Source organism: Halanaerobium polyolivorans (assembly GCF_020711195.1).
Lineage (GTDB): Bacteria > Bacillota > Halanaerobiia > Halanaerobiales > Halanaerobiaceae > Halanaerobium > Halanaerobium polyolivorans.
Window position 1 is genome coordinate 23,902 of record NZ_JAJFAT010000019.1, and the last position, 11,735, is coordinate 35,636.

Genomic DNA, 11,735 nt, shown 5'->3' on the forward strand with positions numbered 1-11,735 from the left:
ATCTATTTATATAATAAGTGTTTTTTATCTCAATGTCAAGTTAAAATTATTTTTATAATAAAAAAAGGAACAGCTGAAATAAATCAGCTGCTCGCTCTGTTTGTTAATAAAGATTTAATTTAAAAGTGTTTTAGAATATTACATCTTCAGTTTCTGCATCAAATACATGAATTTTTCTTAAATCTACCGCTAAATTCATTTTATCTCCAACTTCAGCTGTACTTTCTGCTTCTACTCGAGCAATCAAAGAATGTCCTTGTTCAGCAAGATAGAGATAAATTTCAGATCCCATCGGTTCTACAACATCTACTGCAGCTTTAAAAGAGTTATCTTCTGAAACATCAAAGTCATGGGTTATAGAGGTGTCAATAATATCCTCGGGTCTTACTCCAAAGACTACATCTTTATCAACATAATCTTTGATCAAGTTTTCTTTATCTTCTGGTACTCTAATTTTAAATGTACCATCACCATCAATGTAATAAGTATCTCCCTCTTTTTTAATAACTGCATCCATAAAGTTCATAGCAGGTGAACCAATAAATCCAGCAACAAAAATATTATTAGGCTCATTATAAAGGGTTAATGGGTCATCAACCTGCTGAATAAGTCCATCTTTAAGTACTACAATTCTATCACCCATTGTCATAGCTTCAGTTTGATCATGGGTTACATAAATCATGGTTGTTTTAAGTCTATCATGTAATTTAGAGAGCTCTGTTCTCATCTGAACTCTTAATTTTGCATCAAGGTTAGAAAGAGGCTCATCCATCAAAAACACCTTAGGTTCGCGAACTATCGCTCTTCCAAGTGCTACCCTCTGTCTCTGTCCACCAGAAAGTTCTTTTGGTTTTCTCTTCAACAATTGCTCAATACCTAAAATATCTGCTGCTTCTTGAACTCTTCTTTCAATTTCTTTTTTAGGAAATTTACGTAATTTTAAGCCAAAAGCCATATTATCATAAACATCCATATGCGGATAAAGAGCATAGTTCTGGAAAACCATTGCTATATCTCTATCTTTAGGAGCAACATCATTTACAACCTCATCCCCAATTTCTATGATACCCTCACTAATTTCTTCTAAACCAGCAATCATTCTTAAAGTTGTAGATTTACCACAACCTGAAGGCCCAACTAATACTAAAAATTCTTTATCCCTAATTTCTAAACTCTGATCTCTAACTGCAACAACATCCCCAAAACGCTTATAAACATTTTTCAAAGTTACATTTGCCATTAAAATTCCTCCTCATAAAATTTAGTTATATTTTTTTATTGATGAATCTCTAATAATTAAGCTGGGGTTTAAAACCTCAATTTTCTGACTATCCAAACCATCATTGATCAATTTTAATAAAAAATAAAAAGATTTTTTAGCAAGCTCTGCCAGAGGCTCACTTAAAACCGTTAAGGGAGGCTCAATAATCGATGTTAAAATATTATCACCATAACCAACTACTGCAAAATCATCAGGAATAAAATATCCTCCCATTTTTATCGCTTCAACTAGACCGATTGTGGTTAATTCTTTAGTTGAAATAAATGCATCAGGAATAACCTCAGATTCAATAATTTTTAAAAAGGCATTATATCCTGCTTCTCTACTGGATTCAGTTGAATAAATTAAATCGTGATTCAGCTTCAACTCTGACTCTTCTAGAGCCTCCATATAGCCAGTTGTTTTTTCTTCTTCAACCAAATTATCTTTGGGGCCACTGACTAAAGCTATTTTTTGGTAACCTTGCTTGATTAAATGTTTTACAGCTTGATAAATACCACTGCTGTAATCAGTTAATACAGAAGTAAAAAAGTTTTCTTCAGCCAGACGATTGACTAAAACTATTGAATTATCACTGCTGAAACTGGCCCTTAAAAGATGGCTGCCTACCAATTTACCACCAATAAAAATAGCCCCATCAACCTGATTTGATTCCAAAAGGCTTAAATATCTTTTTTCTTTTTCTTCCTGATTATTTGTATTACAGAGTATTATTTGATAATCTTCACTTTCTGCAGCCGCTTCGAGATGTTTAACAATCTCTATATTGCTAGGGCTATCCATTTCGGACAGAAAGACAGCAATCATATTTGTTTTTTTTGCAGCAAGACCACGAGCAAGTTGATTTGGTCGATAATTATGTTCTTTAGCAATTTTCAGTATTTTTAATTTCGTCTCTTCACCCACTCCTTTTTTATCATTTAGGGCTCTGGAAACAGTTGATTCTGCAACTCCAGCCATTCTAGCAATATCTTTTAAAGTTATCTGCATTGATTAAACCCCCACTTACGCAAGCGCTTGCGAAAACTTGAAGAAAAAAAGAATCTGAAAAATAGACTCTATAAATATTATTCAATACAGATCCTTTTTCTCCTTCTTTTTTTATAAATTATTTTATATTTTTTCTAATATTTCTTCAAAATCAATCTCAGCAACTTTAGAATACACCAGATGAGCTTTGCCCACTCTATCATCAGGTCCTACTCCAACTGCTATCATATTAGCAGCTAAAGCAGCATCTACTCCTGATTCTGCATCTTCTAAAACAACACACTCTTCAGCTTCAACCCCCAGTTTTTCTGCTGTATGCAAAAATAGATCTGGAGCAGGTTTTGCATTTTCAACACTATTACCATCTGAAATTGTATCAAATAAATCAGAGATCTTGAGGTTTTTTAATACTTTTCTTGCATTTCTACTTGAAGAAGCTACTGCTATTTTAAAACCCTGTTCTTTAAGCTCAATTAATTTGCTCTCCATATCATCGAGTATATCTTCTTTAGAAATCTTTTCTAAATATTTTTGGTAATAAGCATTTTTGCGATCTGTCATTTCTTTTTTTAGATCTTCCGCTAATTCTTTGCCATCAAGAATTATTTCTAAAGAATCCATTCTTGAAACTCCACGCAGCTGTTCATTAATTTCACGATTAAAAAATAGTCCTTCTTCGTCAGCAAGTTTCTGCCAACTTTTATAATGATATTCAGCAGTGTCTGTAATAACTCCATCAAGATCAAAAATAAAAGCTTTAATATTATTTGACATAATTAATCTCCCCTATATTATAAGTTTATTCTCCCAATTCAAAACTGGCAATTACTTTTTCAACCGGATCTAAGGTTGGCCGCCAGATCTCTAATTGTTCTGCATGAGCAGACAAAGGTCTTGACATCCCTTCCATAAACAAACAAATTTCTGTTAGTTCATCCATAGGAATAGGATTTTCGGCAAATATATTACTTACAATAGTAATATGGAACATCCATTCTTCATAATTTTCTATGGTAGAAATATTTTTTTCACTCAACTCTCGATGAATCCCTCTAGCAAATTTACTAAGTGATTGTGTTTCATTTACTTCAAGTACTAATTGATGTTGACCAGAGAATTTAATACAACTAAAACGGTCAACCTCAATTTCTATATCCCCAAATTCTTTTACCTTGTTTTTTAATATTTCTTCTGCTAAATCAGCTTTAGTTTTGTCAATTCTATCTATAGTTATATGAAGTTGAGGATAGATCTGATCAGGATAAAGATTATAATGTTCTGATACTATTTTTTGCACCTGTGCTGCTGTTTCCACAAGCTCCTGTCCAGGTATTAGAACCAAAAAATACTCTTTATCTAGTTCAGCTGCTTTAATCATAATTCACTCTCCATCTCTGACTTCTCAAGCCTCTTAATTTCAGAAAACAAATTCTCTTTTTCTGCAAGCAAATAAATATTATCTGCTTCTAATAATTTATTCCAGATAAGCTCGGCTTTCCCTTTTGTATAATCTCTCTTTTCTATCTCAATATTATTCAATAAAATTTTATTTTTTTCAGGAAACTCCTCTAATATTTTAAGGTTGGCTAAATTACCATGACCAAAGGGTAAATTAGTTAAAATAATTAAATCCGCTTTAGAAATCATCTCTTTATTCTGCTTTACTTCATCTTCATTGATATTCTCAAATGGATCCGCTTCAACCATCTCCAGGCCAAGCTCTCTGGCAAGCTGCCAGTCTGCATCACCGATATTTAAAACTCCAAGTGTTATTTGATAACCTAAACTGACTAAATCAGCTAAAAAGTTCTTAGTTGTTCCTCCACCTGCAATAATATGAATTCTAAAATCCTTATTTTTTTTATTTTCCTGCAGATTAGCTGAAGGAATCAGGGTTATAAAAGGTCGGTTTGAAAGTGGATTTTTCTTAATTAAAACCTCAGTGTTATAAACTTCTTTAATATTGCTTTTTGTTAAAACTTCTTCTGCTGAGCCAGAAGCAAAGATTTTCCCACTTTTAATCAATAATAATTTTTCACAATATTGAGCTGTCAAATTTAAATCATGAGAAACAGTAATTATTGTCAGCTCAAGATTTTTATTCAAATACTTTAAGAGATCATAAATTTCTCCCTGATAATTAATGTCTAAACTTGAGGTAGGTTCATCTAAAAGTAAAACCTCTGGTTTTTGGGCAAGGGCTCTAGCAATAATAACCCTCTGCCTTTCACCACCAGATAAAGCATTAATATTTTTTTCTTTAAGTTTTAATGTATCAGTTACCTGCATAACCTCACGCACTATTTTTTTATCTTTATCACTTGTTTTTGACCATCTTTTTTGATAAGGATGTCTGCCCATCATTATGATATCATAAACATTAAAATTAAAATTAACCTGGCTGTCCTGAGGTACAACTGCTAATTTTTTTGCAAGTTTTACCGAAGAATATTCTGCTAGCACTTTATTATCTAAATAAACACTACCACTATCTGCTTTTAAACTGCGGCTTAAATTCTTTAAAAGAGTTGATTTTCCTGAGCCATTTGGGCCAATAATCCCAATAAAATCTCCTTTGTAAAAATCTAAATCTATACCTTTTAATATATTTTCTTTATTATAACTAAATTTTAGTTTCTCGGTTTTAATCATTAAACTCACCAAATATCCTTTGTTTTTCTACGTAATAAATAAATAAAATATGGTCCACCAACCATAGCTGTTATAATCCCAACCGGTAGTTCAAGTGGAGCCATTATTGTTCTTGCTAAACTATCTGTAATCAGCAAAAAAGCTCCGCCTAATAAAACTGCTAGGGGCATTAGTTTTCTGTGGTCAGGACCAATGATCATTCTTGCTATATGGGGAACAACTAAACCAATAAAACCTATACTCCCACTCACTGATACTACTGAAGCAGTTATTAATGAAGCAGCACCAAGTAAAATAATTTTAACTTTTTCTACATTAACCCCTAAATGACCGGCACTCTCTTCTCCTAAAAGAATAATATTTAAATCTTTTAGGTAATAAATTATGACTACCATTCCAATTATAAAATAAGGTAGAATCATTTTTATTGCAGCCCAGTCACTTCCAGCAAGACTTCCCATCAACCAATAAACAATTTGTTGTAAGTTTTCAGTTCTAATTACCATTAAAAATGACATAACAGAATTTAAAATAAAGCTAACTGCAACACCAGCCAGCAAAAAAGTCAAAACAGGTAGTTTATTGCCGACTTTGGCCAAATTATAAACTAAAAAGACTGTTAATAATGCTCCCAAAAATGCAAAAGCAGGAACAGCACTAAAATTCCAAAATACTATCTCTATTCCTAAAAGCAGAGCCAGCATTACCCCGGTACCTGCTCCAGCAGAAATACCAATTATATATGGATCGACCATTGGATTTCTAATAACACCCTGGAAAACCGTCCCTGCAGCAGCTAAACCTGCTCCGACTATAAATGATAAAATAATTCTCGGCAGCCTAATCTCTGCTAATATTATAGCACTCGTTCTGGAAATTTCCTGTGTCCCAGAAAGAAAAGCAAAAACATCAGCAGCTGGTATATAGCTTGAACCAAGCAGTAAAGAAATGATTCCTAGTGCTAAGACTATTAAAATTGTAATTAAATATATTAATGATATTCTATATTTTTTATCCATTATATCAATCGCTAAAGCGAAATCCTTTCTTTAAAATTTTGTCTTATATAAATATATCATACTTTAGCCTTAATATCTAACCTAGGAGTAAATCGGAACAAAAACAAACCCCTTTTAGAATTATTTGGTTAAATGTACAATAATTTAACAAATCTAATTAAAAGGGGTTAATAATTTATTTAATTTTTTATTTAAATTATTTTATTATTGACAGTTTATTTATCACAAGTCCTGTCAATAATTTAGGATAAAAGTCAGTTGATTTTTGAGGCATTTTTTCTCCTAAATCTGCAATCTCTTTAACTTCTTTAACAGAAGTAGAGTTTAAGATAAAGGCAGCCTGATAATCTTTTTCGGCTAAGGCTTTTAAGGCCTCTTCACGATAGCGAATATAATCAAGATTTGTTTTTGCAGCTAAAGCTTTCTCATCAATACCCAGGTATTTTTCCAAAATTAATTTATGCAGTATACTTACATCTAGCTCAGCATATTTTTTTGAAAAATCTCCCTGGATTTCTTCTAAAACTTCATTATTTTCAAACTCAAAACCTTTATATGATTCATCTGCTGCTGCTTTAAATCCAAAAACTGTTTTTTCACTGTTCTCATCTAAAAAGTTATATAATTCTTCTTTATTATCAAAGTCGTAAATTTTAAAATCCTCTGCTGCTCGTTCTAAAAAAGAGTCCAAATCAAAATTTTCGATTCCATATAATAATCTATGGGTAGGTAAGACCTTTAAGCCCGGATCATCCATATTTATAAAAGTCATTAAACGATTATTAAAGCTTTCAACCCCATCTGCTTTCCAGCCTTTTTCTTTGCATTCATGCTGAAAGTTCAAAGCGGTTTGATAGCGGTGATGTCCATCAGCAATATAGAGATTTTTATCTTTCATTTTAGAGCTAACCTGCTCAACTATATTTGAGTCTGTTATATGCCAAACTTTATGTAAATTATTATCTTCATCACTGACCACAATCAAAGGTTCATTTTGCATGATTTCAGTAAAAAGATTATTTATTTCATTTTTTTCATCTGCATATAACATAAAAATATGACCAAAATTAGCTTCAGTTGCTCTGATTAAATTTAACCTATCAGCCTTAGGGCCTTCCATGGTGTTTTCATGAGCTTTTACACCTTCTCCAGCTTCTAATTTACCTAAACCTATAAAACCACGTCTAACAAATTTTTCTCCTTCAACACTATATTCCTGGGTATAGAGATAAAAACCTGCTTCTTCATCCCGAATTAAAATATTATCATGCAGCCAATTATCTAATTTTTTTGCTGCACTCTGATAACGATTTTCTTCTCTGCCTAAAATTAACCTCACAATATTATAAGGGCTTTTCTCATAGTATTCTGCCTGCAGTTCAGCATTAATTTTATCATAAGGCTGAGTTACAACATTATTCAAATCATCAACTTTGTCAGGATTATAACGATAACCTTTAAATGGAAAAACATCTGCCATAAATATCACTCCTTTTGTTTATTATATATTTTAAATTCACTAACAGCAAGTCAATTTTACTGCTTTTAAATATTAAAAATATACAGAAAATATATTATATTTTGTTAATGAACAGGCTTTGAATTTTTAACTTGCTTTATTAATCACAATCCGGTATAATTAAAAAAAATTAGTAGTTCGAAGAGAGAAGGAGTGGTAATAAGTGTATAAGGTTTTAGTCAGTGACAATATTTCTCAAAAAGGAATTGATATTTTAGAGGAAGCTGGAATGGATGTTGATTTTAAGCCTGAACAAAGTAGAGATGATTTTTTAGAAAATATTGCAGATTATGATGGAATTATTGTCCGTAGTATGACCCAACTTGATAAAGAAGTTTTAGCAAAAGCAAAAAGTTTAAAAGTTATTGGAAGAGCTGGTACTGGTTATGACAATATTGATCTAGATCAAGCAACTAAAAGGGGAATTTTTGTTTTTAATACTCCAACTGGAAACACAATTTCTGCTGTTGAACATACTTTAGGTTTGATGTTAGCTCTTGCCCGTAATATACCACAGGCAAACCAGGCTTTACATAATGATATCTGGGACAGAAAAAAATATCAAGGTGTAGAAATCAAAGGCAAAACCCTGGGTATTATTGGTTTAGGACGTATTGGTAGTAGGGTTGCAAAAAGAGCTCAAAGTTTTGGTATGAATGTAATAGCTAATGACCCCTATCTTGCTCCTGAAAAAGCTGAAAACATTAATGTGCCTTTAAAGTCTTTTGAAGAAGTTATCAAAGAATCAGATTATGTAAGCCTGCACACTCCATTAACAGACGAAACCTATCACATTTTAAGTCATAAAGAATTTGCAATGATGGATCAAAACACCAGAGTTATTAACTGTGCTCGAGGACAAAATATTGATACAGCTGCTTTAGCTAAAGCTATAGAAGAAAACAAAATCGCCGGAGCAGCAATTGATGTCCACGAAGAAGAACCTGTAAAAGCAAGTAATAATCCATTATTGAAATATCCTGATCAGGTCATCATGACCTGTCATCTTGGTGGTACTACCACTGAAGCTATGGATAATGTGGCTATTATGGCTGCTGAAGAAGTTGTGTCTGTCTTGAAAAATAATTTACCTGAATCTCCTTTAAATATACCTGCTATGGATCCTCAGGAATTTATTAAAGCTAAGCCATATATAAATCTTGTAACTAAGCTGGGTAATTTCATGGCTAAATGGAAGGGTCATCATAGGATCAAAAGTATTGAGGTTGAGTATGCTGGTGAGGTTAATAATTATAGTCATAAACCAATGACTTTAAGTTTAGTTAAATCAGTTTTAGAACCTATACTTGATGATAGAATTAACCTGGTAAATGCTATGCATATTGCTGAAGAGAGAGGTATTAATGTTAAAGAAAGCCAAACACAGCACAAAGGTGAACTCAATAATATAATAACAGTTAGATTAAATACCAATAAAGGTAAATACAGCCTTGCTGGAACTTACCTACCAATTGGTTTTAGAGTCATTGAGATTAATGGTTTAAGAGTAGATTTAGATTTATCTGGAGAATTTATCATCGTTACCTACCAGGACAGACCTGGAGTAATCGGAAAGATCGGTACTACACTTGGTGAAGAAAACATAAATATTGCTAACATGCAGGTTGGCCGCCAAACAGCTGGTGGAGAAGCAGTAATGTTAATGCAAATAGATTCTAAACCATCATCAGAAACAATGGGAAAAATCAAAGATCATCTTGATGCATTAAATACAAATGTTAAAGATTTAAGTTATATTGCTATGTAATTTTAACTTCAAGAGCAGCACAAATGTGCTGCTCTTTTTTGATAGATTTAATTTTTCATTATAATTATATGTGCTCAAGCAAAAGTAAATCTTATATCTCTAAAATATCTTCAATTATTGCAATTAAGCCCTTCATATCACTTAAATTTAAGTCCCCCATATGACCTATTCTAAAGGCTTTATTTTTTAGATCTCCATAACCATTTGCAATTCTGATTTGATATTTTTCGACAAGGGTATTAATTAAAGCTTCAACATCAACCCCTCGGGTATTTTCAATACAGGTAACTGTATTTGACCAGTAGCCTTCTTCAGCATAAATATCAAAATATTTTAAAGCCCAGTTTTGTACATATTCAGCCATTGCTTGATGTCTAGCAAATCTAGCCTCGATTCCTTCATTTTCTACTATATCATTAAGTTGTTTTCTCAAAGCATATAGTTGGGGAATTGCAGGGGTAGTTCTTGTTTGCGATCTTTTATGATATTTATAAAGTAGAGGTAAATTAAAATAATAGCTGTTATTTTCAACTTCTTCAGCTCTCTTTAATAATCTATCACTGACAGAAGCAACTGTTAAACCTGCTGGTAAAGCAAAAGCTTTCTGAACTCCAGCCAGACACATATCTATTCCCCACTCATCAACTTTAATCTCTGTTCCTGCCATACCTGATACAGCATCAACTAAAAATAATACATCATCATATTTTTTTACTACTTCTCCAATTTCAGCAATTGGATTCATTAATCCAGTTGAAGTTTCATTCAAAACTACTGTAATAGCATCATATTTTCCACTAGAAAGTTTTTCATCAACTAATTCTGCCTTAATTGCTTGATCCCAGGGAACTGAAACTTTATCACATTTAATACCGTTTTTAAGAGTGATTTGATGCCAGCGTTCTGAAAATGCACCATTAACAAAATTCAAACACCTTTTTTTAACACCATTTGTTACAGCAGCTTCCATTGCTCCTGTAGAAGAAGAAGTAAATAATAGTACCGGTTTTTCTGTGTAAAGTAATTTTTTAAGATTTTTTTGAATATCATCATATAGTAGAGAAAATTCAGGACTGCGGTGATGAATTTGCGGATTAGCTAATTCTTTTAACAGTTCTGCTCTTACTTCAGTTGGTCCAGGAGTAAATAGTTTATCATGCATTTTATAAACACCTCATAATTTATATTTTTCAGATTAAATCTGAAATAAACAATAATGATTTTTTATAATATAACCATTTATATTATAGCAGTAAAAATAAAATAAATAAAGCTTAATAATTAATAATAATATTTTTTTTGCTTTAAAAACAAAAAAAGCACCCTTTTAGGTGCAGATTTAAATGGAGCGGGAAACGAGATTTGAACTCGCGACCCTCACGTTGGCAACGTGATGCTCTACCACTGAGCTACTCCCGCATAATGGTGGAGGGGAAAGGATTTGAACCTTTGTAGGCATCGCCGGCAGATTTACAGTCTGCTCCCTTTAACCACTCGGGCACCCCTCCAAAATTTGATTATTTTATTGTTATCTCACCTAAATATTTGGTGGAGATAAGGGGATTCGAACCCCTGGCCTCTACACTGCCAGTGTAGCGCTCTCCCAGCTGAGCTATATCCCCATGGCTAATGGAGCCGATGACCGGATTTGAACCGGTGACCTCTTCCTTACCATGGAAGCGCTACTACCAACTGAGCTACATCGGCAAAAAATGGCGGAGGAGACGGGATTTGAACCCGCGATCTCCGGCTTGACAGGCCGGCGCGTTAAACCGCTACGCTACACCTCCGTATTTAAGAAGTTTGATGTAGTCTATCAAATTATATAATTTGATAAAACACTTCTTTTTTAAAGTTATTAAATGGTGGGCGAAACAGGGCTCGAACCTGTGACCCCCTGCTTGTAAGGCAGGTGCTCTCCCAACTGAGCTATTCGCCCATAAAATTTTATTTTATGAAAAAGTAATGGTACCCTCAAGGGGATTCGAACCCCTGCCGCCAGGATGAAAACCTGGTGTCCTAGACCCCTAGACGATGAGGGCATGTATTCAATGGCGGAGAGAGAGGGATTCGAACCCTCGCCAGGGTAAATACCCTGCTACAGGTTTAGCAAACCCGCCCCTTCAGCCACTTGGGTACCTCTCCATGTGAAATAATGGTGGGTCTAAGAGGACTCGAACCTCTGACACTGTGGGTATGAACCACATGCTCTAGCCAACTGAGCTATAGACCCATAAAATTAATGGAGCGGGAAACGAGACTCGAACTCGCGACCCTCAGCTTGGAAGGCTGATGCTCTAGCCAACTGAGCTACTCCCGCTTGCCCAAAATCCATTTTATATAATATTTAAATCAAAATTGGTTGCGGGGGCCGGATTCGAACCGACGACCTCCAGGTTATGAGCCTGACGAGCTACCAGACTGCTCTACCCCGCGTCAATAAATGGTGAGCCATGGAGGAATCGAACCTCCGACAACCTGATTAAAAGTCAGGTGCTCTACCAA

General features: G+C 33.7%; 9 protein-coding genes and 11 tRNA genes. 1 reads left to right on the forward strand and 19 read right to left on the reverse strand.

What is annotated here, in order from left to right; genetic code table 11:
- Positions 1-130: 130 nt before the first annotated feature.
- The 7 genes from LJ207_RS11020 to LJ207_RS11050 form a co-directional block, all read right to left on the reverse strand.
- Complete coding sequence (locus LJ207_RS11020; protein WP_229346559.1) at positions 131-1,240, reverse strand: ABC transporter ATP-binding protein; 1,110 nt, start codon at positions 1,238-1,240, stop codon at positions 131-133.
- Positions 1,241-1,261: 21 nt separating this feature from the next.
- Positions 1,262-2,272: a LacI family DNA-binding transcriptional regulator gene (locus LJ207_RS11025; protein WP_229346560.1), complete on the reverse strand. Its 1,011-nt coding sequence runs from the start codon at positions 2,270-2,272 to the stop codon at positions 1,262-1,264.
- 123 nt (positions 2,273-2,395) lie between these two features.
- Positions 2,396-3,046 (reverse strand): beta-phosphoglucomutase, encoded by a 651-nt coding sequence (gene pgmB, locus LJ207_RS11030; RefSeq protein ID WP_229346561.1) that lies wholly within the window; start codon positions 3,044-3,046, stop codon positions 2,396-2,398.
- 25 nt (positions 3,047-3,071) lie between these two features.
- Positions 3,072-3,650: a 2'-5' RNA ligase gene (locus LJ207_RS11035; RefSeq protein ID WP_229346562.1), complete on the reverse strand. Its 579-nt coding sequence runs from the start codon at positions 3,648-3,650 to the stop codon at positions 3,072-3,074.
- The gene (locus LJ207_RS11040; protein WP_229346563.1) at positions 3,647-4,924 is read right to left on the reverse strand and encodes a heme ABC transporter ATP-binding protein; all 1,278 of its coding nucleotides are present in this window, start codon (positions 4,922-4,924) and stop codon (positions 3,647-3,649) included. Before LJ207_RS11040 ends, LJ207_RS11035 begins: the two co-directional genes overlap by 4 nt.
- Positions 4,925-4,929: 5 nt before the next feature.
- Complete coding sequence (locus LJ207_RS11045) at positions 4,930-5,943, reverse strand: FecCD family ABC transporter permease (RefSeq protein WP_229346564.1); 1,014 nt, start codon at positions 5,941-5,943, stop codon at positions 4,930-4,932.
- Between the two features lie 196 nt (positions 5,944-6,139).
- Entirely contained in the window at positions 6,140-7,423 is a 1,284-nt protein-coding gene (locus LJ207_RS11050) for a DUF1015 domain-containing protein (RefSeq protein ID WP_229346565.1), read from the reverse strand.
- 202 nt (positions 7,424-7,625) lie between these two features.
- Here LJ207_RS11050 and serA point away from each other — a divergent pair, with 202 nt between their 5' ends.
- Positions 7,626-9,230, forward strand: coding sequence for a phosphoglycerate dehydrogenase (serA, locus tag LJ207_RS11055; RefSeq protein ID WP_229346566.1), 1,605 nt, complete (start codon positions 7,626-7,628; stop codon positions 9,228-9,230).
- A gap of 91 nt (positions 9,231-9,321) precedes the next feature.
- Here the strand turns inward: serA and LJ207_RS11060 are convergent, their stop codons facing one another.
- The 12 genes from LJ207_RS11060 to LJ207_RS11115 all read right to left on the reverse strand — a co-directional run bounded on the left by LJ207_RS11060 (position 9,322) and on the right by LJ207_RS11115 (position 11,666).
- A complete protein-coding gene (locus LJ207_RS11060) occupies positions 9,322-10,392 on the reverse strand; it encodes a pyridoxal-phosphate-dependent aminotransferase family protein (RefSeq protein WP_229346567.1) in 1,071 nt (356 codons plus the stop codon).
- A gap of 182 nt (positions 10,393-10,574) precedes the next feature.
- A tRNA-Gly gene (locus LJ207_RS11065) sits at positions 10,575-10,649 on the reverse strand.
- A gap of 4 nt (positions 10,650-10,653) precedes the next feature.
- Positions 10,654-10,738 (reverse strand) — tRNA-Tyr (locus LJ207_RS11070).
- 38 nt (positions 10,739-10,776) lie between these two features.
- Positions 10,777-10,852 (reverse strand) — tRNA-Ala (locus LJ207_RS11075).
- Positions 10,853-10,860: 8 nt separating this feature from the next.
- Positions 10,861-10,937, reverse strand: a tRNA-Thr gene (locus tag LJ207_RS11080).
- A gap of 6 nt (positions 10,938-10,943) precedes the next feature.
- A tRNA-Asp gene (locus LJ207_RS11085) sits at positions 10,944-11,020 on the reverse strand.
- Positions 11,021-11,093: 73 nt separating this feature from the next.
- Positions 11,094-11,169: transfer RNA gene (locus tag LJ207_RS11090), tRNA-Val, on the reverse strand.
- A 27-nt stretch (positions 11,170-11,196) separates the two neighbouring features.
- Positions 11,197-11,272, reverse strand: a tRNA-Glu gene (locus LJ207_RS11095).
- Positions 11,273-11,282: 10 nt separating this feature from the next.
- A tRNA-Ser gene (locus LJ207_RS11100) sits at positions 11,283-11,375 on the reverse strand.
- 11 nt (positions 11,376-11,386) lie between these two features.
- Positions 11,387-11,463: transfer RNA gene (locus LJ207_RS11105), tRNA-Met, on the reverse strand.
- Positions 11,464-11,473: 10 nt separating this feature from the next.
- Positions 11,474-11,550, reverse strand: a tRNA-Gly gene (locus tag LJ207_RS11110).
- 39 nt (positions 11,551-11,589) lie between these two features.
- A tRNA-Met gene (locus LJ207_RS11115) sits at positions 11,590-11,666 on the reverse strand.
- Positions 11,667-11,735: the final 69 nt, after the last annotated feature.

Coding starts and splice junctions, on each gene's coding strand:
- LJ207_RS11020 (WP_229346559.1), bottom strand. CDS start 1,240: ATGGCAAATGTAACTTTGAAAAATGTTTATAAGCGTTTTGGGGATGTT.
- LJ207_RS11025 (WP_229346560.1), bottom strand. CDS start 2,272: ATGCAGATAACTTTAAAAGATATTGCTAGAATGGCTGGAGTTGCAGAA.
- pgmB (WP_229346561.1), bottom strand. CDS start 3,046: ATGTCAAATAATATTAAAGCTTTTATTTTTGATCTTGATGGAGTTATT.
- LJ207_RS11035 (WP_229346562.1), bottom strand. CDS start 3,650: ATGATTAAAGCAGCTGAACTAGATAAAGAGTATTTTTTGGTTCTAATA.
- LJ207_RS11040 (WP_229346563.1), bottom strand. CDS start 4,924: ATGATTAAAACCGAGAAACTAAAATTTAGTTATAATAAAGAAAATATA.
- LJ207_RS11045 (WP_229346564.1), bottom strand. CDS start 5,943: ATGGATAAAAAATATAGAATATCATTAATATATTTAATTACAATTTTA.
- LJ207_RS11050 (WP_229346565.1), bottom strand. CDS start 7,423: ATGGCAGATGTTTTTCCATTTAAAGGTTATCGTTATAATCCTGACAAA.
- LJ207_RS11060 (WP_229346567.1), bottom strand. CDS start 10,392: ATGCATGATAAACTATTTACTCCTGGACCAACTGAAGTAAGAGCAGAA.